The following is a 22,506-nucleotide window of genomic DNA, read 5'->3' on the forward strand; positions in this document are numbered from 1 at the left end:
GACCTTTGGGAGGGAACGAGCCACCTCGCTGCCGATGGACGCCGGTCAGCGCCTGGTCTCTGGCACATCTGATGATGAGCCCCGAGACAAGTCGCAGGGACCGGCCCATTATCACTACCGCTCCCGAGAGGCCTCGCCGGCAAGCCGACGAGGCCTCTTGGTGCGGGAGAGAAGAAAGGAGTCGCATGACAGCGCGTCAAGAAGTTCTATCCCTCGCCCGCCGCACCGGTGAGGCGACGTCCCTGTTCGTGAAGGACATCGGCCAGGGGCTCCTGGTCGTCAGCCACAACACGCTGGCCCTGCTGGGTCTGGCCGTCGTGGCGGTGGCGCTGACCTTCGTCAGCCAGGCCGAGTTGCGCCACCAGCTCGAATCGAAGGCTTTCGGCTGGCTGAATGCTCGTCAGGAAGCTCGCGCCGAGGCCGAAGGCAACACGCTCTATGGCACGGCCGAACCCGATGCGATCGCGCGCGCCACCGCGTCGAACCCGCGCGACCTGAATCGCCAGCAGGCTGCGGTGGCCCAATGGCTGTCGCGCCGCTACCGCGTGGCGCCGGAACCGGTCAGCCGCTTGGTGCAAGAGGCCTGGACAGCCGGCCAACGCGCCCACGTCGAGCCGACCCTGATCCTGGCCGTGATGGCGATCGAGTCCGGGTTCAACCCGTTTGCCCAAAGCTCCGTGGGCGCGCAGGGCCTGATGCAGGTGATGACGCGCGTCCACGACGACAAGTACGAAGCCTTCGGGGGTACCTTCGCAGCCTTCGATCCGGTGACAAACGTCCGTGTCGGCGTGCAGGTGCTGAAGGAGTGCATCCAACGCGCTGGCGGCATCGAGGAAGGCCTGCGCTACTACGTCGGCGCCGCCAATATGACGGACGATGCGGGCTACGCCTCGCGCGTGCTGGCCGAAGCCGAGCAGATGAAGGCCGTGGCCGCGGGCCGCAACGTGCCGCCGCTGCAGCCCCGCATGGTCCGCGACCCGGCGACTCCGCCCGCCCCGGCCGCCGACGAGCGCGTGGCGATGCTGCACGACATCCACTGAACGCCCCGCCCCGGGGCGCTACACTCTCCCATTCGCGCGACTGGCGATCAAGGCTGCCGAGGACCGATCCGGCAGCCCGAGGTGGTGGACCACCGGGAAGCGCGAACAGACCCGCCGTCTGTCTTCCGCCGTTCGCCTGGGCACCCCTGCACTCACTGGCCGCGCTTGTTGTTTCATGCGCAGCCCGGTGGGCCGCCAGGGACTCCACCTCTAGCTTGAGCAGTGCCAACCCATATGTTTGATCGCAACACCTCCACCCTCGCCCAGGTCGACCCGGATCTGTGGACGGCCATCCAGAACGAGAACCAGCGCCAGGAAGATCACATCGAGTTGATCGCCTCGGAGAACTACACCTCGCCCGCCGTCATGCAGGCGCAGGGCAGCCAGCTGACCAACAAGTACGCCGAGGGCTATCCCGGCAAGCGCTACTACGGCGGCTGCGAATACGTGGACGTGGTCGAGCAACTGGCCATCGATCGCCTGAAGCAACTGTTCGGCGCCGAAAACGCCAACGTGCAGCCGAACTCCGGCTCGCAAGCCAACCAGGGCGTGTTCTTCGGCCTGCTGCAGCCCGGCGACACGATCATGGGCATGAGCCTGGCGGAAGGCGGCCACCTGACGCACGGCATGCCGCTGAACATGAGCGGCAAGTGGTTCAAGGTCGTCAGCTACGGCCTGAACGCCCAGGAAGACATCGACTATGACGCGATGGAAGCCACGGCCCGCGAGCACAAGCCGAAGCTGATCATCGCCGGCGCCTCGGCCTTTGCGCTGCGCATCGATTTCGAGCGCTTCGCCCGCATCGCCAAGGAGATCGGCGCCTACTTCATGGTCGACATGGCCCACTACGCCGGCCTGATCGCCGCGGGCGTCTACCCGAACCCGGTGCCGCACGCGGACGTCGTCACCTCGACCACGCACAAGAGCCTGCGCGGCCCGCGCGGCGGCTTCATCCTGATGAAGGACCACGTCGCCAAGCAGATCAACAGCGCCATCTTCCCGGGCATCCAGGGCGGCCCGCTGATGCACGTGATCGCCGGCAAGGCCGTGGCCTTCAAGGAAGCGCTGACGCCCGAGTTCAAGGCCTACCAGGAACAGGTGGTCAAGAACGCCAAGGTGCTGGCCGACACGCTGACCGAGCGCGGCCTGCGCATCGTCTCCGGCCGCACCGAGAGCCACGTGATGCTGGTCGACCTGCGCCCGAAGAACATGACCGGCAAGGAAGCCGAAGCCGTGCTGGGCCTGGCCCACATGACCTGCAACAAGAACGGCATCCCGAACGACCCGCAGAAGCCGATGGTCACCAGCGGCATCCGCCTCGGCACGCCAGCCATGACGACCCGCGGCTTCAAGGAGGAGCAGGTGCGTCTCACCGCTCACCTGATCGCCGACGTGCTGGACAAGCCGCACGACGAGGCCAACCTCGCCACCGTGCGCGAGAAGGTCGCCGCGCTGACGCGCGACTTCCCGGTCTACCGCTGATCGCTCGCTGAACCGCCGCGATGCGTTGCCCGTTCTGCTCCCACACCGAGACCCAGGTCGCCGAGACCCGAGAATCGGACGAGGGCGACGTCATCCGGCGCAGGCGCCGCTGCCTGCACTGCGACAAGCGTTTCACCACCTACGAGCGGGCCGAAATCGCCCTGCCCGTGGTGGTGAAGAAAGACGGTACCCGCGCAGACTTCGACCCCAAGAAGCTGCGAGCCTCGATGCAACTGGCGCTACGCAAGCGCCCAGTGAGCATCGAGCAGATCGATGCCGCCCTTGCGCGCATCGAAGAAAAGCTGCTGACCAGCGGCGTGCGCGAACTGCCGTCCACCCGCGTCGGCGAGCTCGTGATGCGCGAGCTGAAGAAAATCGACAAGGTCGCCTACGTGCGCTTCGCCTCGGTCTACCGAAGCTTCGAGGACGTGGACGAGTTCCGGCAGTTGATCCGCGAGATCTGAAGCGCCCCCCACGCTTGAAGCCGGCGGTCGTCTACTAAGAGAGACCACCCCCCTATAGGCCATGATGGCGTTCCACCACGTGCAGCCCGCACAGTGCGGTCCGTGATGGACACGCCGTCGAGGCATCAGCTATGTGGTCAAGCACTTCGTCCGGAATACGCTCCCACGGCATCGGCGCCATCGAACTTCTCGTGACGCTGGCGGTCATCGGCATCATCGTCGCCATCGCTCTGCCCACGCTGACCGGCATGAAAAGGCACCAGCAACTGAAGTCGATCGCCGACGCGGTGCTGACCGACATCCGATTCGGTCGCAGCGAGGCCGCGCGGCTCAGCGTGCCAGTGCGACTACGCTTCAGCGACAGCATGCTAGGCAGTTGCTACCTACTCGAAGTCGGCGACAAGGGCAGGTGCGAATGCCGGGGAAGCGTGGCGGAAATGGCCGGGACAGCCGTCTGCACCAACGGCACCCACCCGCTGAAGCTCGTGTGGCTGCCGCGCTTGCGTGGCGTCACCGTGCAGTCGAACTGGTCCAGCATCACCTTTGACCCACGGCTGGGCACTGTCACTCCTGCCCCCACGATCAGCATCGCCAACGATGAAGGCGAGGACATCAGCCAAGTGGTCAGCAGCATGGGTCGCATTCGCACTTGCACCCGCGCGCCGGGCTCAGGGTCACTGCCGCGCTGCGACGGCAAGAAGGCGCAATAGTCGAACCGATGAACGGTCAAGCCCGGCAGACAGGCGGCACGATAGCGAGACAACGATTGCAAACAAGCTTTACATAATCGCGCCATGCGTGAGCCATTCCACAGTCCGCTCCGGCCGCTCCGATCGCCACGTGGGTTCACGCTGATCGAACTGATGATCGTCGTCGTTGTGGCCGGCATCCTGGCCGCGGTGGCGATTCCCAGTTATCAGCAGTACATCATGAAGTCCCGACGTCAGGACGCCCGCGTGGCGCTGTCGGCGATGCTGCAGGCGCAGGAACGCTATCGCAGCAACCAAGCCACCTACGCGTCCGATCCGGTAACACTGATCGGCACCGCGGTTTCCTCGAAGGGCTACTACAACCTATCGGTGAAGGATCTCACGCCTCCGGTCGCCTTCGTCTCCGGCTACGAGCTTCATGCCAGACCGAATGGCGACCCACAGACACGGGACACCGACTGCGCGGACATCTTCATTCGCGTCTCCAGTGGCAATCTCAGCTACCGGGACGGCAACATGACCGACACGGCGCTCGTCTCACCGTGCTGGCCACAATGAAGACGAGTCGGCGCCTCCACGGACTCGGCCTGGTTGAGGTGATGATCGGCATCGTCGTACTCGGCATCATCGCAGCGGTGGCCGCCCCGGCGTTCACCGACATGCTCAACCGCCGGCGCGTGCAGGCTGTGGCCACCGGCATCAGCACCGATCTGGCCTACCTGCGGGCTGAGCAGAGCGTGCGGCCAGCCGATTTGATTATGTGGGTAAATGGTGACCCGGTCGGCACACAGGTAAGCTGCTATGCAATCGGCATCAAGAGCACGACATCCTCTTGCGACAAGTGCTGGAACACCACCGGCGTCTGCGACGACGACAAGACACTGGTCCGGGCCGAACGAGTACCGGCCAGCAGCCAGGTCTCGTTCAGGGTCTGGAGCCCCGATGGTGCGGTGCCCAACTTCAAGTTTGCGCAGCCGCGCTTGGTCCCCACTATCAACAATATCTTCTTCGACGTCTGCGGCTCGTCGCGCTCCAGCCCGCGTGCGGTCCTGCGGGTCGAACTCAGCAGCCTTGGGCGAGCCAGTGTCTGCTCGCCGAACGGCTCGATGAGCGGCTACGGCACATGCACGATCGCGACGGAACCGCAATGTCCCACATAAACACGGACACGCGCCGGCCATCCCGCCGCTTGCGGCAGCGAGGCTTGAGCCTGGTTGAACTGATGGTCGGCATCACGATCGGCCTGATCGTTGTCGCGGCCGCTTCGCTGATGATGACCAACCAGGTCAGTGAGAACAGCCGTCTGCTGCTGGAAACGCAGTTGCAGCAGGACCTGCGGGCGGCGGCAGACCTAATGCTGCGCGACCTTCGTCGCGCCGGCTACACACCGGCATCCGGCACCGCCGTCTGGACGCCCACCAATACCGCCATCCCGACCAACGCCTATGCACCAATGTCGAAGAGCAAGATCAACGACAACCTCGTCTATTACGCATACGCCACCTCCAACGTGGCAGCGGCGACGGTGCCGGCTACCAACGAATCGTTTGGCTTCATCCTCGACCAATCGACCAGCATCCTCTATGCATATAGTCGGGCCAGCTTTGACGTCAGCAAAGTGCCGGACGAGTTTGTCCCGACGGATGGAAGCACCATCCGACAGCCACTGACCGATCCGAATACCGTCAAGATCACCGACTTCAAAGTCACGCTGGTCGACCAGCCGATGTCAGTGGGCAGCTACGCCAATCCTTACAAGAACTGCGCTGCCGGCGCGTCGGGCTGCCCCTGCCTGGTCGTGCGGCGCGTCGACATCACGATCACCGGCCAAGCAAAGGGTGATGAAAAGGTCCAGCGCACGCTGCAGGTCAGTAGCCGACTGCGCAACGACCAGGTACTGCCGACATGCGACCTCCCTTCATGAGCCTGCCCCATCGGCAGCGCGGCGCAGCGACGCTGGTCGTCGTGATGATCCTCTTCTTCATCATGGCGATGATGGCCGCTTACGCCAATCGCGGGCTGATTTTCGAGCAGCGGATCGCTAGCAACTACTACCGCAGCGGCGTCGCGGTCGAGGCAGCCGACGCAGGGCTCGAATGGACGCTGGCAATGCTCAACGGCGTCAACGTCGGAAACGACTGCAAGGCAGCCACTGGCGTCGCCACCAACACCTTCCGGCAACGCTACCTCGGCACCGACAACCAGGGCCTGTTCAAACCGGTCGCCTCCAGTTCCTACGAGAAGCCGTTCGCCGCCTGCGTGCGCAGGGCCGGCCGTGGCTTGGGCTGGGACTGCAACTGCCCCACTGCAGCGCCGTGGGCCCCGACGGTACCCGCCGCGGTGCCCACGAACCAGTTGCAGCCAAGCTTCCAGGTCGGCCTCTACGGTGGCCCCACGGCAACGCCGGCTGCCAGCAACTTGGTGTGGATCGTATCGGTAGGCTGCTCCGGCAGCAATCCATCCACTTGCACCGTCAAGAGCTTGCCCAACCTGGAAGCCGCGACGCAGCAGCAACTGGCCAGTTCCTACGCCACCGTCAAGGCCGCACTGGTCAGCGCGTTGAAGTCGCCGCCGACGACGCCATTGACGGTGCTGCAGAACGTCAATGACGGCGGGGCGGGGCTAGGCCTGCACAATGCCGATCCGGCCGGCAGCGGCTTGCTGTTGCTGGCCGGCGGCGCGGCCACGACGCTGGACGACGGCCGTCTCGAGAGCCTGCCCGGCACGCCCGGTCAGAAGGCGCTGATTACCAATGACGCGGCGCTGACAGCCGCGGGTGCCACGCCGGAGGGCATGTTCGCGCGCTTCTTCGGCATGACACCGGCGCAGTACCAGCAACAGCCGGCCATCCGCGACGCCGGCTGCGCGAGCGGCTGCGACGCCACGGCACTCGCTGCTGTCGTCGCCACAGGCGCGCAGATGGTGTGGGTGGACGGCGACCTGAGCCTGTCCGGCAACGGCAGCCTTGGCACTGCCAGCCTGCCGGTCGTCATTGTCGTCAACGGCAACGTCACGATCAGCGGCACGACGACGATCAACGGCGTGCTCTACGCCAAAGGCGACATCAACGTGTCCACTGGATCCTCGCAAGCGATCGTGAACGGCGCGGTCATCGGCGGCGGCAATCTGACGATCACCGGCGGGCGGCTGGACATCAACTACCAGTCCACGATCATCAACGCGATCAGCAACGGCGTGGGCAGCTTCGTGCGGGTGCCTGGCAGCTGGTATGAAGGCGAGGCCAAGTCGTGATGCCGGCGAACAAGCCCGGCGTACGAGGCGTCGCGCTGATCGAGGCGCTCGTCGCCCTGCTGGTGATGGCCTTCGGCATGGTGGCGGTTGCCGGCCTGATGGGCACGATGCGGCGCGGCGCCGACCTCGCCAAACAGCGCGGCGATGCGTTGCGGATGGCGCAGCAGCAGATGGAGCAGCTCCGCGACTATGGGGTCCTGATGCTGCCTGCGACGCCCGACTACACGGGCCAGCGCGACTACGCGACCGACATTCCACTGAGCCCCGATGCCCCCACAGCGCTGCCGACCCAGATGCTCGACCACGGCAACACCAGTTACACCGTAACGCAGCAGGTCACTGCGCTGCCCGACGCGCCGGCCCGCGCCGTCAATATCACGATCCAGTGGCTGGACCGCGCCAACGAGTCGCAGTTCGTCAGCATCGACAGCTTCATCAGCCGCGCCGACCCCGGCCTCAGCGCGGCGCTTTCCATTGCTCCGGTGTACACGGCGACGCAACGCCCACCGAATGGCAAGACCCTGTTGCCGCCCGGCGCGCGCGATCTCAGCAATGGCACCAGCGCGCTGAAACCGCAGATTGGCGGCACGATAGCTTGGGTGTTCAACAACCTCAGCGGCATGATCACCGGCGTCTGCACGGTACCGGCCGGTACGGCAACGTCGGCGCTCCAACTGAGCGACTTGTCCAGTTGCACAGTGACCAGCGCGACCTACCTGGGTGGCTACATACGTTTCTCCGCCACGGTGCCGCCGGTGTCGGATACCCCCAACAGCACGGCGTTGCCGCTCCATATGGTGCTGGCCACATATAGTGGCGCCACGACCTCGCTACCCACCTATCAGTGCTTCGACGACGCGCCGGCCGCGGCGGTGACGACCCAGAGCTTCGTCAACTACAGCTGTATCGTCTACCCCAGCGGCACCGCGACGATCAACGGCGTCGTCAACACACCGGTCTGGTCGGCTCAACTGGACATCGCCGACATCACGCTCGGTGGCAATGATTGGAAGGTCTGCCGCTACAGCGCCGACTACGACGGAAACGGCACGACCGGCAACAGCGAGCACCCGCTGAACTATTCGAACGTGTACACGCCGCTACTGAACCAGAACTTCCTGGTCGTCAAGGCCGCGCAGACCTGTCCGGCCGGCCACAGCGTCGACGTCGCCAACGGCATCTACTCGAATACCGTCACGGTCCAGCACCAGCCGTGAACGAGAAACCCGCCGAGCCTGTATGGCCCCGGCGGGTTCTCTTTGTCGGTCGACCAGCACCGGCGTAGGCGCGCAGCTCCCAGACGGCATCCGCCTGGGAGCTGGCTATCAACGCTCGCCGATCGGCTTCACATTCCGCGGCGTGGCGCCGACGAACAGCTGACGCGGACGGCCGATCTTGTACTCCGGATCGCCGATCATCTCGTTCAGCTGGGCGATCCAGCCGACCGTGCGGGCCAGCGCGAAGATCGCGGTGAACAGCGGCACGGGGATGCCGATGGCGCGCTGGACGATGCCCGAGTAGAAGTCGACGTTCGGGTAGAGCTTGCGGGCGACGAAGTATTCGTCTTCCAGCGCGATCTTTTCCAACTCCATCGCCAGCTTGAACAGCGGGTCGTTGTGCAGGCCCAGCGCGTCGAGCACTTCGTGGCAGGTCTCGCGCATCAGCTTGGCGCGCGGGTCGTAGTTCTTGTAGACGCGGTGTCCGAAGCCCATCAGCTTGACGCTGCTGTTCTTGTCCTTCACCTGCTTGATGAACTCGCCGATCTTGGCTACGCCACCCTGCTTCTGGATGTCGTGCAGCATGTTCAGTGCCGCCTCGTTGGCGCCGCCGTGCGCCGGGCCCCACAGACATGCCACGCCGGCGGCGATGGCTGCGAACGGGTTAGTGCCGGAGGAGCCGCACAGGCGCACCGTGGAGGTGGACGCGTTCTGCTCGTGATCGGCGTGCAAGATGAAGATGCGGTCCATCGCGCGCACCAGCACGTCGTTGGGCTCGTACTCCTCGCAGGGCGTGCCGAACATCATCCGCATGAAGTTACCCGTGTAGGACAGGTCGTTCTTCGGATAGATGTAGGGCTGGCCGATCGTGTACTTGTAGGCCATCGCCACCAGCGTCGGCATCTTGGCGATCAGGCGGATAGCCGAGATCTCGCGATGCTCCGGGTTATTAATGTCCGTGCTGTCGTGATAGAAGGCCGACAGCGCGCCCACCAGGCCGGTCATCACCGCCATCGGGTGGGCATCACGACGGAAGCCGCGCAGGAAGAACTGCATCTGCTCGTTGACCATCGTGTGGTTGGTCACCGTCTTGACGAACTTGGCCTTCTCGTCCGCATTGGGCAGTTCCCCGTGTAGCAGCAGGTAGCAGGTCTCGAGGTAGTCGCAGCTGGTGGCCAGTTGCTCGATCGGGTAGCCGCGATACAGCAGCTCGCCCTTGTCGCCGTCGATGTAGGTGATCGACGAGTTGCACGAGGCGGTCGACAGGAAGCCGGGGTCGTAGGTGAACTTGCCGGTCTGGGCGTAGAGCTTGCGGATGTCGATCACATCCGGGCCGATGCTGCCCTTGTACAGGGGCAGGTCCATCGAGGGGCTGCCATCGGAAAACGATAGCGTGGCTTTGACGTCTGACGGGGTCATGGTCGCTTCCTTCTACTTGCTTGGGGGTACGGGTTCAGGGTGCGGTTCTGAGCAGGCCCAGAACCTCTTTCACGTCGGGACGATCCAGCTCGCCCTCGGGTTCCTTGCGGCGCAGCAACAGGTCCATCAGATCGTTGTCCGACAGATCCATCAGCACGCGCATCCCCTCGGCCTGGCCTTGGGTGAGCGTGCTCTCGTTGCGCTCGAAGAACCGTTCGATGAACAGATCGTTCTCCAACAGGCCGCGCCGGCAGCGCCAGCGCAGTTTGGAGAGCGAGCGTTCGTCGATCAGGTCCGAGGTCTTGCTTTGGTTCACTGGAGCAGTCCCGCTGCGGGCAATCAGACGGCCCGGCGGACCATCAGTTCCTTGATCTTGCCGATTGCCTTCGTGGGGTTCAGCCCCTTCGGGCAGACGTCCACGCAGTTCATGATCGTGTGGCAACGGAACAAGCGGTACGGGTCTTCCAGATTGTCCAGACGCGCAGCAGTGTCTTCGTCGCGGCTGTCGGCAATGAAGCGGTAAGCCTGCAGCAGGCCGGCCGGGCCGACGAACTTGTCCGGGTTCCACCAGAAGCTCGGGCAGCTCGTCGAGCAGCTCGCGCACAGGATGCACTCGTACAGGCCATCGAGCTCTTCGCGCTCGACAGGCGACTGCAGGCGTTCCTTCTCGGGCGGCGGGTTGTCGTTGACGAGGTACGGCTTGATCGAGTTGTACTGCTTGAAGAACTGCGTCATGTCGACGATCAGGTCGCGCACGACGGGCAGGCCCGGCAGCGGTTTGAGCACGATGTCGCCAGACAACGTGCGCATGTTCGTCAGGCAGGCCAGGCCGTTCTTGCCATTGATGTTCATCGCATCCGAACCGCAGACGCCCTCGCGGCAGGAGCGGCGGAAGGACAGGCTCGGATCTACTTCCTTCAGCTTGACCAGCGCGTCCAGCAGCATGCGTTCGTGACCGTCGAGTTCAACCTCGAGGGTCTGCATGTAGGGCTTGGCGTCCTTGTCCGGGTCGTAGCGGTAGATCTTGAAAGTGCGCTTCATGTCTTGTTCTCGTCAGAAAGTACGGACCTTCGGCGGCACCGAATCCACCGTCAGCGGCTTCAGGTTCACCGGCTTGTACTCGAGGCGGTTGCCTTCGGCGTACCACAGCGTGTGCTTCATCCAGTTGGCATCGTCGCGGCCCAGCGGGGCGGTCGGATGGTCGGCCGGATGTTCGTAGTCGTCCACCGTGTGGGCGCCGCGGCATTCGCGGCGGGCGGCGGCGGAAACCATCGTGGCCTGGGCGGCTTCCATCAGGTTCTCCACTTCCAGCGCTTCCACGCGAGCAGTGTTGAAGACCTTGGACTTGTCCTTGAGCGCCAGGTTGCTCACGCGATCGCGCAGCGCGGCGATCTTGGTGACGCCTTCGTCCATGCCGGCCTGCGTGCGGAACACGCCGGCGTGCTGCTGCATCGCCGAGCGGATGTCGCCCGCCACGCGCTGCGAGTACTCGCCGCCGCTGTTCGAATCCAGGCGCGCCAGGCGGGCCAGCGTGCGGTCCGCAGCGTCCTTGGGCAGGGGCTTGTGCGTCTTGTTCTTCAGATTGAAGTCGACGATGTGGTTGCCGGCCGCGCGGCCGAACACCAGCAGGTCCAGCAGCGAGTTGGTGCCCAGGCGGTTCGCGCCGTGCACGCTCACGCAGGAGCACTCGCCCACGGCGTAGAGGCCGTTGATGACTTCGTTGTGGATGCCATTGTTGGGCACCACCACCTGGCCGTTGATGTTCGTCGGGATGCCGCCCATCTGGTAGTGGATCGTCGGGACGACCGGAATCGGCTCCTTCGTGATGTCCACGTTGGCAAAGTTGTGGCCGATCTCCAGCACCGAAGGCAGACGCTTGGCGATCGTGTCGGCGCCAAGGTGGGTCATGTCCAGCAGGATGTAGTCCTTGTTGGGACCGCAGCCTCGACCTTCCTTAATCTCCTGGTCCATCGAGCGCGAGACGAAGTCGCGCGGGGCCAGGTCCTTCAGCGTCGGGGCGTAGCGCTCCATGAAGCGCTCGCCGTTGACGTTGCGCAGGATCGCGCCCTCGCCGCGGCAGCCTTCGGTCAGCAGCACGCCCGCGCCGGCCACGCCGGTCGGGTGGAACTGCCAGAACTCCATGTCCTGCAGCGGGATGCCGGCGCGCGCCGCCATGCCCAGGCCATCGCCGGTGTTGATGAAGGCGTTCGTCGAGGCCGCGAAGATGCGGCCCGCACCGCCGGTGGCCAGCAGCACAGTCTTGGCTTCCAGGATGTGGACCTCGCCGGTCTCCATCTCGAGCGCGGTCACGCCGACGGTGTCGCCTTCAGCGTCACGGATGATGTCCAGTGCCATCCATTCGACGAAGAACTGCGTGCGCGCCTTGACGTTCTGCTGGTACAGCGTGTGCAGCAGCGCATGGCCGGTACGGTCGGCCGCGGCGCAGGCGCGCTGGACCGGCTTCTCGCCGTAGTTGGCCGTGTGGCCGCCGAAGGGGCGCTGGTAGATCGTGCCGTCGGCATTGCGGTCGAAAGGCATGCCGAAGTGCTCGAGCTCGTACACGACCTTCGGCGCCTCGCGGCACATGAACTCGATCGCGTCCTGGTCGCCGAGCCAGTCGGAACCCTTCACCGTGTCGTAGAAGTGGTAGTGCCAGTTGTCCTCGCTCATATTGCCGAGCGAGGCACCGATGCCGCCCTGCGCCGCCACCGTGTGCGAGCGCGTCGGGAACACCTTCGACAGCACGGCCACGTTCAGGCCCGCCAGGGACAGCTGCAGCGAGGCGCGCATGCCGGAGCCGCCCGCTCCGACGATCACCACATCAAACTTGCGCTTTGCAAGCGTCGTTCCAATTTGCATGTTCTTCAAAGCCTCCAAAGCACCTGGATCGCCCAGCCGGCGCAACCCACCAACCACACCAGCGTGAACACCTGCAGAGCCAGGCGCACGCCAACCGGCTGCACGTAATCCATCCAGATGTCGCGCATGCCAACCCAGGCGTGCCAGGCGAGCGAGACGATCAACACGAAGGTCAGCGTCTTCATCCACTGCGAGGCGAAGATGCCCGCCCAGTGCTCATAGCCCAGCGCGCCGGGCATCAGGAACTGCACCAGCAGTGCGACGGTGAACAGGGCCATCAGGACGGCCGTGATGCGCTGGACCAGCCAGTCCCGCAGGCCGTAATGCGCACCGGTGACGATGCGCTTGGAGCCGAATGTGCTCATTGTTTGTGTTCTCCGTAGGGAATCAGTACAGGCCGAACAGCTTGGCGCCCAGCAGCACGGTCAGCAGCAGGCTGATCGCCAGCGTGGCGACGGCGCTGCTGCGGCCCTGCTCCTTGCTGACGCTGTGCGTCGCGTCCATCCACAGGTGGCGCACGCCGGCGGTGAAGTGGTGCAGGTAAGACCACAGCAGGCCCAGCGTCACCAGCTTCACAAACCAGGCCGGCGCATAGCCGCAGCCGGCAACGAAGACGTTGGTGAACTCGTCGTAGGAGATTTCGCTGGTCAGGCTCTTGTCGAACATCCAGACGACGAAGGGCAGCAGCAGGAACATCACGAAGCCGCTGATCCGGTGCAGGATCGAGATCCAGCCCGCGACCGGCAGGCGATAGCTCGGCAGATCAGTGAAGGCGTTGATGTTGCGGAATACCGGTCGACTCTTTGTCACCGTCTTGGTCGCTGTGTCTGACATAGGCAGCCTTGCGTTTGTTGTTTGTAACTAGGGTGAAACCAAAAGATTTTATTGCAATGCAGCATGCTCTCGGGGAGAGCACGTGCGGCCAGCGCATCTTCGCGGCGCCGGGCTAACGGGTTGTTAATTCAGCTCGTTGCGATAGAAATGGTTCGATGTGTTGTAGAGGCCGCGGCGCAGTTCCACCGGCTTGTCTCCGTAAGTAAAGGACAGCCGCTCGACGCTCAGCAACGGCGTTCCCAGCGGCACTTGCAGGTGTCCGGCGCTGTCGGCATCGGCCGCCACCGCGCGGATCTTCTCCTCGGCGCGGATCATGTGCACGCCAAATTCAGCTTCGAACAGGCCATAGAACGGCCCGCGGTGCTGGTTCAGCTTCTCGGCCGTCAGGCCCTTGAACAGGTCGCCGGGCAGCCAGATCTCGTCCAGCACCACCGGCTGGCCGCCACTGTGCAGCAGGCGGCGCACTTCCACCATCGGGTCGCCCGCGCGCATCTGCAGCAGCTTGGCGATCCAGGCTGGCGCGCGCTGGCGCTTGCAGTCCAGCAGTTGGCGGCCCAAGGCCTCGGCACCCTTGTCGGGCGTCAGGCGCAGGAAACGGTACTGGATCTTTTCTTCGGCGTGGGTGGCAACGAAGGTGCCCTTGCCCTGCCGGCGCACCAGCAGGTTGTCGGCGGCGAGTTCGTCGACCGCCTTGCGCACCGTGCCCTGGCTGACGCCGAAGCGTGCGGCAAGCTCCTGTTCGCTCGGGATCGCCTCGCCTGCGCGCCATTCGCCCGCCTGCAGCCGCGTGATCAAGAGACCCTTGATCTGCCGGTACAGCGGGCTGAACGACGGACCGCCCACCGCACCATCCGAACGCACGGATGAATCGTCGGCAATGGCGGGCGGGCTGGCTGGCATGGGCGGCAGTCTACCAAACTTACCCTAGGTCTTCTATAAGACATAAGATGCCAATGCTGCATTGCGATTTCGTCGCATAATCCCGCGCCATGCCGGCCGGTTTAGGGGTTAGCCCTGGTCTAAACTTGCCGCGCACCGCTCGTCGGACCCACGCATTCCTCACCGAATTCCTCACATCACCGGAGCTTTCACATGAGCCTCAAGAAACCCGTTCGCGTCGCCGTCACCGGCGCCGCCGGCCAGATCGGTTATGCCCTGCTGTTCCGCATCGCCTCCGGCGAAATGCTGGGCAAGGATCAGCCCGTCATCCTGCAGCTGCTGGAAGTGCCGGTCGAAGGCCCGCAGAAGGCGCTCAAGGGCGTGATGATGGAACTGGAAGACTGCGCCTTCCCGCTGCTGGTGGGCATGGAAGCGCACAGCGATCCGATGACCGCCTTCAAGGACACCGACTACGCCCTGCTGGTCGGCTCGATGCCCCGCAAGGCCGGCATGGAGCGCTCGGAGCTGCTGGCCATCAACGGCCAGATCTTCACCGCCCAGGGCAAGGCGCTGAACGCCGTCGCCTCGCGCAACGTCAAGGTGCTCGTCGTCGGCAACCCGGCCAACACCAACGCCTACATCGCGATGAAGTCGGCCCCGGACCTGCCGGCCAAGAACTTCACTGCCATGCTGCGCCTGGACCACAACCGCGCCCTCTCGCAGATCGCCGCCAAGACGGGCAAGCCCGTGGCCGCCATCGAGAAGCTGGCCGTGTGGGGCAACCACTCGCCGACGATGTACGCCGACTACCGCTTCGCCACGATCAACGGCGAATCGGTGAAGACCATGATCAACGACCAGGTCTGGAACAAGGACGTGTTCCTGCCCACCGTCGGCAAGCGCGGCGCCGCCATCATCGAAGCGCGCGGTCTCTCGTCGGCCGCCTCGGCCGCCAACGCCGCCATCGACCACATGCGCGACTGGGCCCTGGGCACCAACGGCAAGTGGGTCACGATGGGCATCCCGTCCGACGGCTCCTACGGCATCCCGAAGGACGTCATGTTCGGCTTCCCGGTGACCACCGAGAACGGCGAGTACAAGATCGTCCAGGGCCTGGAGATCGATGCCTTCTCGCAGGAATGCATCAACAAGACGCTGAAGGAACTGACCGACGAGCAGGACGGCGTCAAGCACCTGCTGTAAGCACTGCTTCATCAGCGACACTCGGGGGCCGGTTTTACCGGCCCTTTTCTTTTTGCCTCCTGCTTCCATGCATCCGAATCAAGCCCTGTTCGAAGAAGGCGATGCCGCCACCGCCCTGCCCGTCGTCGACCACTATTGCGGTGTCGAGGCGCGCATGGTCAAGAGTCTGGAGTTGCAGGCGCAGATGGGCCCGGTCTTCGACATCACGCTCGATTGCGAGGACGGCGCGCCGATCGGCGGCGAGGCCGAACACGTGCAGTTGGCGCTCTCGCAGCTGCACAGCGCGAACAACCGCCATGGCCGCGTCGGCGCGCGCGTGCATCCGCTGGGCCACCCCGCCTTCGAGGCCGACGTCGATGAGTTGATCAAGCGCGGCGGCGAGCGGCTCGCCTACCTGATGGTGCCCAAGCCGCGCGGCCTGGCCGATGTGGAAAGCGCCTGCGAGTTCATCGACGCCGCATTGCTGAAGCACGGCATCGCCAAGCCACTGCCGGTGCATGTGCTGATCGAGACGCACGGCGCCCTGCACGACGCGCATCGCATCGCCGCCCATCCGCGCATCGAGAGCCTGTCCTTCGGCCTGATGGATTTCGTCTCCGCGCACCGCGGGGCGATTCCGCGCGCCGGCATGAGCGCCGAGGGCCAGTTCACACACCCGCTGGTCGTGCGCGCCAAGCTCGAGATCGCGGCCGCCGCGCACGCGCACGGCAAGACGCCGTCGCACTGCGTCGTCACCGAATTCAAGAGCGCCCGCGCGATCCAGGCCGCGGCCACGCGCGCGGCCCGCGAGTTCGGCTACACCCGCATGTGGAGCATCCACCCGAACCAGATCCAGCCGATCATCGATGCCTTCGCGCCCAGCGTCGCCGAGATCGACGAGGCGATCGAGATCATCCAGGCCGCCCAGGCCCAGCAATGGGCGCCGATCCAGCACCGCGACACCTTGCACGACCGCGCCAGCTACCGCTACTTCTGGCAGGTGCTGGAGCGCGCCCACCGCACCGGCCAGCCGCTGCCGGCCGAGGTGTTGCAAGCCTGGTTCACCCCTTGAGCGCAGCGCACAAAGACTCACAAAAGACCCGCCGGCGGCATTGCCGCCCCTTCATGCGATGACGCTACATTTCAGCGCCATCCGTTTGCACCGTTCCCCCCGGAGTTCGATGAAGAAGTTCAAGCACCCCTCTTTCGCAGCCGCACTGGCCATCGTCGTGGCCACCGCCGCGCACGGCGCTACCCATGCACAGACCGCCGCCAAGCCGGCCGCGACCAAGCCTGCTGCCGCCAAACCCGCAGCCAAGGCCAAGCCGAAAGCCACCAAGCCCGTGCCGCCTCCGCCGCCGCCCCTGCCGGAAGCCGACGAGGCCCAACTGGCCGCCGCCGAGCGTGCCTACCTGGGCACCTACGACTGCGAGTTCAAGCAGACGATCCACATCAGCAAGGACACCAAGGACGTCGGCTACATCGACGTCGCGCTGGGCAAGCAGACCTTCGTGATGAAGCCCGTGCTGTCCTCGACCGGCGCGCTGCGCCTGGAGGATGTGACCGGCAAGACGCTGATGATCCAGATCGCCAACAAGTCGATGCTGCTGGACGTCAAGCTCGGCCAGCGACTGGTGGACGACTGCATCAGCCCGCAACAGCGCGAGCTGATCGCCGCGATGGCCGCCGCCAAGGCAGCCGCGGCCGCATCGGGCGTCGCGCCCGACGTCGGCTTGGGCATCGATCCGCAGAAGACGGCAGCAGCCGCTGCCGCAGCCTCCGCCGCGGCGAATGCAGCCGCGTCGGCCGCATCGGCTGCCGTGAAGGCAGCCGCAGTGGCGGCCAGCGCGGCAGAAGTCGCCGCTTCGGCCGCCTCCGCCGTCGAAGCGGCGCCCGCAGCCAGCGCCGTCAAGCAACCCTGATCGAGCCGCCCACCGTCCTCCCGCCCTTCCGTCGACTACTTCTGTCGGATATGGAAAGTATGTAGAATTCGTACATACTTTCCATTCCATACCGGAATGGTTCTTGCTGAAGGACGGTCATGGAAGCCACGGTTGCCGAACGCGGGCAGATCACGCTGCCCAAGGCGGTGCGCGATGCACTGGGTTTGACCAAGGGCACGACGCTGAAGGTCGAGCTCGATGGCGGCCGCATCATCCTTCGGAAGAACGTCGACGACGCGATCTCCCGCGCCCGCGGCCGCTTCAAGCTGCCCGAGGGCGTGACCACCGACGACATCATGCGCGAGCTGCGTGGCCGCGCACCCGGCGATCCGGTGGACGTCTAAGCCGACCATGATCGCCGTCGACACCAACATCCTGATCGACCTGCTCGGCGACGACCCGCGCGCCGATGCCGCCGAGGCCGCGTTGCGCCTGGCGCTGACCAGCGGCCCGGTGGTGGCCTGCGAGGTAGTCATCGCCGAAGTCACCGCCGGCCTCGGCCACGGCGGCGAGGTGATGGACGCACTGGAAGACATGGGCCTCAGCTACGCCCCGATCGACGCCCGCGCCGCCGTGCGTGCCGGCGAGATGCAGCGCAAGTACAAGCTGCGCCGGCTCGAATCCGGCAACACCGTGCCCATGCCACGCGCGATCCCCGATTTCCTCGTCGGCGCCCACGCGCTTCTGCAATGCGAGGCGCTGATCACCCGCGACCAGGGCTTCTATCGCGACTACTTCAAAGGCCTGCGGATCATCGTCCCGGCCGCTCCCACCTGACCCCTCCCCGATTCAACCGGAGTACCTCCATGCTTCAAGCCTATCGCCAACATGTCGCCGAACGCGCCGCGCTCGGCATCCCGCCGCTGCCCCTCGATGCCAAGCAAGTGGCCGAGCTGATCGAGCTGATCAAGGCCCCGCCGGCCGGCGAAGACGCGTTCCTGCTGGACCTGCTGACCCACCGCGTGCCCCCGGGCGTGGACGACGCGGCCAAGGTCAAGGCCTCGTTCCTGGCCGCCGTCGCGCACGGCGACATCCAGGTCGCGCTCATCTCCAAGGCCAAGGCCACCGAGCTGCTGGGCACGATGGTGGGCGGCTACAACGTCCATCCGCTGATCGAGCTGCTGTCCGACGCCGAAGTGGCCGAAGTCGCCGCCGCCGCGCTGAAGAAGACGCTGCTGATGTTCGACTACTTCAACGACGTCGCCACGCTGGCCAAGGCCGGCAACGCGCACGCCAAGGCCGTGATGCAGAGCTGGGCCGACGCCGAGTGGTTCACCAGCCGCCCGGAAGTCCAGAAGGAAATCACCGTCACCGTCTTCAAGGTGCCCGGCGAGACCAACACCGACGACCTGTCCCCCGCCCCCGACGCCTGGAGCCGCCCGGACATCCCGCTGCACTACCTGGCGATGCTGAAGAACACCCGCAGCGACGCGGCGTTCAAGCCCGAGGAAGACGGCAAGCGCGGCCCGATGCAGTTCATCGACGACCTGAAGAAGAAGGGCCACGTCGTGGCCTACGTCGGCGACGTGGTCGGCACCGGCTCCTCGCGCAAGAGCGCGACGAACAGCGTGATCTGGGCCACCGGCGACGACATCCCCTTCGTGCCGAACAAGCGCTTCGGCGGCGTCACGCTGGGCGGCAAGATCGCGCCGATCTTCTTCAACACGCAGGAAGACTCCGGCTCGCTGCCGATCGAGGTCGACGTTTCCAAGCTGGAGATGGGCGACGTCATCCAGGTGCTGCCCTATGACGGCAAGCTGGTGAAGAACGGCGAAACCGTCGCCGAGTTCAAGCTGAAGAGCGACGTGCTGTTCGACGAAGTGCGCGCCGGTGGCCGCATCAACCTGATCATCGGCCGCTCGCTGACCGCCAAGGCCCGCGAGTTCCTGGGCCTGCCCGCCTCCACCCAGTTCCGCCTGCCGCAAGCCCCGGCCGAAACCAAGGCCGGCTTCACGCTGGCGCAGAAGATGGTCGGCCGCGCCGTCGGCCTGCCCGAGGGCCAGGGCGTGCGCCCGGGCACCTACTGCGAGCCGAAGATGACCACCGTGGGTTCGCAGGACACCACCGGCCCGATGACCCGCGACGAGCTGAAGGACCTGGCCTGCCTGGGCTTCTCGGCCGACCTGGTCATGCAGAGCTTCTGCCACACCGCCGCCTACCCGAAGCCGGTGGACGTGAAGACGCACCGCGAGCTGCCCGCCTTCATCAGCAACCGCGGCGGCGTCTCCCTGCGCCCGGGCGACGGCGTGATCCACTCGTGGCTGAACCGCCTGCTGCTGCCCGACACCGTCGGCACCGGCGGCGACTCGCACACCCGCTTCCCGATCGGCATCTCCTTCCCCGCGGGCTCCGGCCTCGTCGCCTTCGGCGCTGCCACCGGCGTGATGCCGCTGGACATGCCGGAATCGGTGCTGGTCCGCTTCAAGGGCGAGATGCAGCCGGGCGTCACGCTGCGTGACCTGGTCCATGCGATCCCGCTGTACGCGATCAAGGCCGGCCTGCTGACCGTCGCCAAGGCCGGCAAGAAGAACGTCTTCTCGGGCCGCATCCTCGAGATCGAAGGCCTGCCGGACCTGAAGGTCGAACAGGCTTTCGAGCTGAGCGATGCCTCGGCCGAGCGCTCCGCCGCCGGCTGCACGATCAAGCTGAACCCGGCGCCGATCAAGGAATACCTCACCAGCAACGTCGTGCTGATGAAGAACATGATCGCCGACGGCTATGCCGACTCGAAGACGCTGCAGCGCCGCATCGAGAAGGTCGAAGCCTGGCTGGCCAACCCGGAACTGCTGGAAGCCGACAAGGACGCCGAGTACGCCGCCGTCATCGAGATCGACCTGGCCGACATCAAGGAGCCGATCGTCTGCTGCCCGAACGACCCGGACGATGCCAAGTTCCTGTCCGACGTCGCCGGCACCAAGATCGACGAAGCCTTCATCGGCTCCTGCATGACCAACATCGGTCACTTCCGCGCCGCGGCCAAGCTGCTGGGCGGCCAGCGCGACATCCCGGTCAAGCTGTGGGTCGCCCCGCCGACCAAGATGGACCAGAGCGAGCTGATCAAGGAAGGCCACTACGCCGCCTTCGGCACCGCCGGTGCGCGCACCGAGATGCCCGGCTGCTCGCTGTGCATGGGCAACCAGGCGCAGGTCCGCGAAGGCGCGACGGTGATCTCCACCTCCACCCGCAACTTCCCGAACCGCCTGGGCAAGAACACCAACGTGTTCCTGGGCTCGGCCGAACTGGCCGCCATCGCATCGCGCCTGGGCAAGCTGCCCACGGCCGCCGAGTACCTGAAGGAAATGGGCATCATCGATGCCGACAAGGCGAGCGTGTACCGCTACATGAACTTCGACCAGATCGAGGAGTATGCGGACGCGGCGAAGAGCGTGGCTGCCTGAGTACTCTGGCACTTCCAGCCCTGAAACGGCCCGCCCTCGGCGGGCCGTTTTTTTGCGTATCCTCGCGGCGGGGCCTAACTCCCACGTTCCATGGACACGCTGCTCTCCTCCCCGGCCGAGCAACTCGGCCTGCTGCGCACGGTACTGGCCAATGTCGACGCCCACGTCTACCTGAAGGATGCCGAGGGCCGCTATCTGTACGCCAACGACCGGGTGCTGCGGCTCTACGATCGAGCTGCCGCCGAAGTGCTCGGCCGCACCGATGCCGACCTGCTCCCCTCGCAAATCGCCGACAACCTGATGGCCATCGACCGCCAGGTCCTCGACACCATGAGCCGCCTCGCCTGCGAGGAGCAGATCATCGACAAGGACGGCAACACCCGGCACTACTGGTCCGTCAAGCTGCCGCTGCGGCGCGAGGACGGCTCGCTGTGCGTGATCGGTTTCTCCACTGAAACGACCGAGCTGCTGCGCCTGCGCCAGACGCTGGAGCGCCAGCGCCTCACCGATCCGCTGACGGGCCTCCCCAACCGCCTTCAGCTGCAGGACGAACTCGCACTGGAGATACGTCTGGCAGCCCGCGACGGCCTGGAACTGGCCGTGGTGCTGATCGACTTCGACCAGTTCAAGCTGATCAATTCGCACCTGGGACAGGAGGCGGGTGACCACATGCTGCGTGAGGCCGCGCAGCGCCTGCGCCACGCGCTGCCGCCCGGCGCGAGCATGGCGCGCACCGGCGGCGACGAGTTCGCGGCCATCCTGCCGTACCGCGACGCGGCGGCTCGCGCCGAAGCGCTGCGCCACTGCCTGGCCGAGCCCTTCATATTGCTGGGCAAGCCGTTCCGCCTCAGCAGCAGCGCGGGCCTGGCCCTGTATCCGCAGGATGCGGAGCAGCCCGGCGAGTTGATCGCGCATGCCGAGGCCGCGATGTACCACGCCAAGGAACGCGGCCGCGACCGCTGCCAGCGCTACAGCCCGGAGCTAGCCGCGGCCACGTCGCGCCGGGTCGACCTGGAGCACGACCTGCGCGGCGCGCTCGCCGCCGGCCAGTTCGAACTGCACTACCAGCCGAAACTGAGCGCCCGCGACGGCAGCGTCGTCGGCCTGGAAGCGCTGCTGCGCTGGCGGCGCCCGGGCCTTGGCCTCGTGCCGCCAAGCGACTTCATCCCCCTGGCTGAGCAACTGGGGCTGCTCGTGCAGATTGGCCCCTGGGTCGTCGAGGAAGCCTGCCGTCAGATGGCCCGGTGGCGCGCCGACGGCCTTGGCCGCGTGGGCGTGGCCGTCAACCTGTCGCCCAGCGAGCTGAGAAGCGCGCAGCTGATGGACAGCGTCTGCGGCAGCGTGCAGCGCCACGGCATCGAGCCCGGTCAGCTCGAAATGGAGGTCACCGAATCGATGATGATGGAAGAGCCCGAAGCAGCCATCGCCATCCTGCAGGAGCTGGCCAGCGAAGGCGTACACCTGTCCATCGACGATTTCGGCACCGGCTACTCCTCGATGGCCTACCTCAAGCGATTGCCGGTCGACACGCTGAAGCTGGACCGCCATTTCGTCACCGGAATCGCCCACGATGCCCGCGACGCCGACCTCTGCGCCGGCATCATCGCGCTGGCCCACAAGCTGGGCCTGCAGGTGGTGGCCGAGGGCGTCGAGACGGAGTCTCAGGCCCAGGCACTGCGCGAACGCGACTGCGATGTCTGCCAGGGTTATCTGTTCAGCCGACCGCTGCCGGCCGCTGAAGCCACAGCCTATCTGCTCGCCCGGATGGCGCGTCCATAGGCTTGAATTTCTCTATTGACAGAAATATCGAAAAACATAAACTGAGCA

23 protein-coding genes and 1 riboswitch are annotated in these 22,506 nt (G+C 65.6%); of the genes, 16 read left to right on the forward strand and 7 right to left on the reverse strand.

Translation table 11 applies throughout. The features are described 5' to 3' along the window. The first annotated feature begins 185 nt into the window (after nucleotides 1–185). From SNE35_RS15045 to SNE35_RS15085, 9 genes are all read left to right on the forward strand, one after another. Nucleotides 186–1,040, forward strand: coding sequence for a lytic transglycosylase domain-containing protein (locus SNE35_RS15045; RefSeq protein ID WP_320423729.1), 855 nt, complete (start codon nucleotides 186–188; stop codon nucleotides 1,038–1,040). A gap of 26 nt (nucleotides 1,041–1,066) precedes the next feature. Continuing rightward, a riboswitch (ZMP/ZTP riboswitch) is annotated at nucleotides 1,067–1,189 on the forward strand. Between the two features lie 85 nt (nucleotides 1,190–1,274). After that, on the forward strand, nucleotides 1,275–2,522 hold the full coding sequence (glyA, locus tag SNE35_RS15050) for a serine hydroxymethyltransferase (RefSeq protein WP_320423730.1): 1,248 nt from the start codon (nucleotides 1,275–1,277) through the stop codon (nucleotides 2,520–2,522). Nucleotides 2,523–2,542: 20 nt separating this feature from the next. Further along, nucleotides 2,543–2,986, forward strand: coding sequence for a transcriptional regulator NrdR (gene nrdR, locus SNE35_RS15055; RefSeq protein ID WP_320423731.1), 444 nt, complete (start codon nucleotides 2,543–2,545; stop codon nucleotides 2,984–2,986). A gap of 191 nt (nucleotides 2,987–3,177) precedes the next feature. Continuing rightward, nucleotides 3,178–3,696: a GspH/FimT family pseudopilin gene (locus SNE35_RS15060; protein WP_320423732.1), complete on the forward strand. Its 519-nt coding sequence runs from the start codon at nucleotides 3,178–3,180 to the stop codon at nucleotides 3,694–3,696. A gap of 84 nt (nucleotides 3,697–3,780) precedes the next feature. Further along, entirely contained in the window at nucleotides 3,781–4,254 is a 474-nt protein-coding gene (locus SNE35_RS15065) for a type IV pilin protein (protein WP_320423733.1), read from the forward strand. A gap of 41 nt (nucleotides 4,255–4,295) precedes the next feature. Beyond that, entirely contained in the window at nucleotides 4,296–4,856 is a 561-nt protein-coding gene (locus SNE35_RS15070) for a pilus assembly FimT family protein (RefSeq protein ID WP_320423734.1), read from the forward strand. A gap of 44 nt (nucleotides 4,857–4,900) precedes the next feature. Beyond that, nucleotides 4,901–5,620: a PilW family protein gene (locus SNE35_RS15075; protein WP_431312743.1), complete on the forward strand. Its 720-nt coding sequence runs from the start codon at nucleotides 4,901–4,903 to the stop codon at nucleotides 5,618–5,620. Next, on the forward strand, nucleotides 5,602–6,948 hold the full coding sequence (locus SNE35_RS15080) for a PilX N-terminal domain-containing pilus assembly protein (protein ID WP_320423735.1): 1,347 nt from the start codon (nucleotides 5,602–5,604) through the stop codon (nucleotides 6,946–6,948). The genes SNE35_RS15075 and SNE35_RS15080 overlap by 19 nt, the downstream gene beginning before the upstream one ends. After that, nucleotides 6,948–8,165, forward strand: coding sequence for a hypothetical protein (locus tag SNE35_RS15085; RefSeq protein WP_320423736.1), 1,218 nt, complete (start codon nucleotides 6,948–6,950; stop codon nucleotides 8,163–8,165). The genes SNE35_RS15080 and SNE35_RS15085 overlap by 1 nt, the downstream gene beginning before the upstream one ends. A gap of 108 nt (nucleotides 8,166–8,273) precedes the next feature. On the opposite strand, the gene gltA is transcribed toward SNE35_RS15085, so the two are convergent. The 7 genes from gltA to SNE35_RS15120 all read right to left on the reverse strand — a co-directional run bounded on the left by gltA (nucleotide 8,274) and on the right by SNE35_RS15120 (nucleotide 14,177). After that, nucleotides 8,274–9,584 (reverse strand): citrate synthase, encoded by a 1,311-nt coding sequence (gene gltA / locus SNE35_RS15090; RefSeq protein WP_320423737.1) that lies wholly within the window; start codon nucleotides 9,582–9,584, stop codon nucleotides 8,274–8,276. Between the two features lie 34 nt (nucleotides 9,585–9,618). Further along, entirely contained in the window at nucleotides 9,619–9,900 is a 282-nt protein-coding gene (locus tag SNE35_RS15095; RefSeq protein ID WP_320423738.1) for an FAD assembly factor SdhE, read from the reverse strand. 23 nt (nucleotides 9,901–9,923) lie between these two features. Next, complete coding sequence (locus tag SNE35_RS15100) at nucleotides 9,924–10,625, reverse strand: succinate dehydrogenase iron-sulfur subunit (RefSeq protein WP_320423739.1); 702 nt, start codon at nucleotides 10,623–10,625, stop codon at nucleotides 9,924–9,926. 12 nt (nucleotides 10,626–10,637) lie between these two features. After that, a complete protein-coding gene (gene sdhA / locus SNE35_RS15105; protein ID WP_320423740.1) occupies nucleotides 10,638–12,443 on the reverse strand; it encodes a succinate dehydrogenase flavoprotein subunit in 1,806 nt (601 codons plus the stop codon). A 5-nt stretch (nucleotides 12,444–12,448) separates the two neighbouring features. Next, nucleotides 12,449–12,808: a succinate dehydrogenase, hydrophobic membrane anchor protein gene (gene sdhD / locus SNE35_RS15110; RefSeq protein ID WP_320423741.1), complete on the reverse strand. Its 360-nt coding sequence runs from the start codon at nucleotides 12,806–12,808 to the stop codon at nucleotides 12,449–12,451. A gap of 22 nt (nucleotides 12,809–12,830) precedes the next feature. Further along, the gene (gene sdhC, locus SNE35_RS15115) at nucleotides 12,831–13,277 is read right to left on the reverse strand and encodes a succinate dehydrogenase, cytochrome b556 subunit (RefSeq protein WP_320423742.1); all 447 of its coding nucleotides are present in this window, start codon (nucleotides 13,275–13,277) and stop codon (nucleotides 12,831–12,833) included. Between the two features lie 123 nt (nucleotides 13,278–13,400). Next, nucleotides 13,401–14,177 carry a GntR family transcriptional regulator gene (locus tag SNE35_RS15120; RefSeq protein WP_320423743.1) on the reverse strand — a complete coding sequence of 259 codons (777 nt, stop codon included), beginning with the start codon at nucleotides 14,175–14,177 and terminating at the stop codon, nucleotides 13,401–13,403. A 192-nt stretch (nucleotides 14,178–14,369) separates the two neighbouring features. Here SNE35_RS15120 and SNE35_RS15125 point away from each other — a divergent pair, with 192 nt between their 5' ends. The 7 genes from SNE35_RS15125 to SNE35_RS15155 all read left to right on the forward strand — a co-directional run bounded on the left by SNE35_RS15125 (nucleotide 14,370) and on the right by SNE35_RS15155 (nucleotide 22,458). Further along, nucleotides 14,370–15,359 (forward strand): malate dehydrogenase, encoded by a 990-nt coding sequence (locus SNE35_RS15125; protein ID WP_320423744.1) that lies wholly within the window; start codon nucleotides 14,370–14,372, stop codon nucleotides 15,357–15,359. 67 nt (nucleotides 15,360–15,426) lie between these two features. Beyond that, entirely contained in the window at nucleotides 15,427–16,410 is a 984-nt protein-coding gene (locus tag SNE35_RS15130; RefSeq protein WP_320423745.1) for an HpcH/HpaI aldolase/citrate lyase family protein, read from the forward strand. Between the two features lie 109 nt (nucleotides 16,411–16,519). Next, on the forward strand, nucleotides 16,520–17,260 hold the full coding sequence (locus SNE35_RS15135) for a hypothetical protein (RefSeq protein ID WP_320423746.1): 741 nt from the start codon (nucleotides 16,520–16,522) through the stop codon (nucleotides 17,258–17,260). 119 nt (nucleotides 17,261–17,379) lie between these two features. After that, nucleotides 17,380–17,625 carry an AbrB/MazE/SpoVT family DNA-binding domain-containing protein gene (locus tag SNE35_RS15140; RefSeq protein WP_077038149.1) on the forward strand — a complete coding sequence of 82 codons (246 nt, stop codon included), beginning with the start codon at nucleotides 17,380–17,382 and terminating at the stop codon, nucleotides 17,623–17,625. A gap of 7 nt (nucleotides 17,626–17,632) precedes the next feature. Next, a complete protein-coding gene (locus tag SNE35_RS15145; protein WP_320423747.1) occupies nucleotides 17,633–18,058 on the forward strand; it encodes a type II toxin-antitoxin system VapC family toxin in 426 nt (141 codons plus the stop codon). 29 nt (nucleotides 18,059–18,087) lie between these two features. Further along, nucleotides 18,088–20,679, forward strand: coding sequence for a bifunctional aconitate hydratase 2/2-methylisocitrate dehydratase (gene acnB, locus SNE35_RS15150; RefSeq protein ID WP_320423748.1), 2,592 nt, complete (start codon nucleotides 18,088–18,090; stop codon nucleotides 20,677–20,679). A 90-nt stretch (nucleotides 20,680–20,769) separates the two neighbouring features. Beyond that, nucleotides 20,770–22,458, forward strand: a complete 1,689-nt coding sequence (locus SNE35_RS15155; protein WP_320423749.1) for a putative bifunctional diguanylate cyclase/phosphodiesterase — start codon at nucleotides 20,770–20,772, stop codon at nucleotides 22,456–22,458. The last annotated feature ends 48 nt before the right edge of the window (nucleotides 22,459–22,506 follow it).

It is taken from the genome of Roseateles agri (assembly GCF_034043675.1).
In the GTDB taxonomy this organism is placed as follows: Bacteria; Pseudomonadota; Gammaproteobacteria; order Burkholderiales; family Burkholderiaceae_C; genus KK5.

Coding starts and splice junctions, on each gene's coding strand:
- SNE35_RS15045 (WP_320423729.1), top strand. CDS start 186: ATGACAGCGCGTCAAGAAGTTCTATCCCTCGCCCGCCGCACCGGTGAG.
- glyA (WP_320423730.1), top strand. CDS start 1,275: ATGTTTGATCGCAACACCTCCACCCTCGCCCAGGTCGACCCGGATCTG.
- nrdR (WP_320423731.1), top strand. CDS start 2,543: ATGCGTTGCCCGTTCTGCTCCCACACCGAGACCCAGGTCGCCGAGACC.
- SNE35_RS15065 (WP_320423733.1), top strand. CDS start 3,781: ATGCGTGAGCCATTCCACAGTCCGCTCCGGCCGCTCCGATCGCCACGT.
- SNE35_RS15070 (WP_320423734.1), top strand. CDS start 4,296: ATGATCGGCATCGTCGTACTCGGCATCATCGCAGCGGTGGCCGCCCCG.
- SNE35_RS15080 (WP_320423735.1), top strand. CDS start 5,602: ATGCGACCTCCCTTCATGAGCCTGCCCCATCGGCAGCGCGGCGCAGCG.
- SNE35_RS15085 (WP_320423736.1), top strand. CDS start 6,948: ATGCCGGCGAACAAGCCCGGCGTACGAGGCGTCGCGCTGATCGAGGCG.
- gltA (WP_320423737.1), bottom strand. CDS start 9,584: ATGACCCCGTCAGACGTCAAAGCCACGCTATCGTTTTCCGATGGCAGC.
- SNE35_RS15100 (WP_320423739.1), bottom strand. CDS start 10,625: ATGAAGCGCACTTTCAAGATCTACCGCTACGACCCGGACAAGGACGCC.
- sdhA (WP_320423740.1), bottom strand. CDS start 12,443: ATGCAAATTGGAACGACGCTTGCAAAGCGCAAGTTTGATGTGGTGATC.
- sdhD (WP_320423741.1), bottom strand. CDS start 12,808: ATGAGCACATTCGGCTCCAAGCGCATCGTCACCGGTGCGCATTACGGC.
- sdhC (WP_320423742.1), bottom strand. CDS start 13,277: ATGTCAGACACAGCGACCAAGACGGTGACAAAGAGTCGACCGGTATTC.
- SNE35_RS15120 (WP_320423743.1), bottom strand. CDS start 14,177: ATGCCAGCCAGCCCGCCCGCCATTGCCGACGATTCATCCGTGCGTTCG.
- SNE35_RS15125 (WP_320423744.1), top strand. CDS start 14,370: ATGAGCCTCAAGAAACCCGTTCGCGTCGCCGTCACCGGCGCCGCCGGC.
- SNE35_RS15130 (WP_320423745.1), top strand. CDS start 15,427: ATGCATCCGAATCAAGCCCTGTTCGAAGAAGGCGATGCCGCCACCGCC.
- SNE35_RS15135 (WP_320423746.1), top strand. CDS start 16,520: ATGAAGAAGTTCAAGCACCCCTCTTTCGCAGCCGCACTGGCCATCGTC.
- SNE35_RS15140 (WP_077038149.1), top strand. CDS start 17,380: ATGGAAGCCACGGTTGCCGAACGCGGGCAGATCACGCTGCCCAAGGCG.
- SNE35_RS15145 (WP_320423747.1), top strand. CDS start 17,633: ATGATCGCCGTCGACACCAACATCCTGATCGACCTGCTCGGCGACGAC.
- acnB (WP_320423748.1), top strand. CDS start 18,088: ATGCTTCAAGCCTATCGCCAACATGTCGCCGAACGCGCCGCGCTCGGC.
- SNE35_RS15155 (WP_320423749.1), top strand. CDS start 20,770: ATGGACACGCTGCTCTCCTCCCCGGCCGAGCAACTCGGCCTGCTGCGC.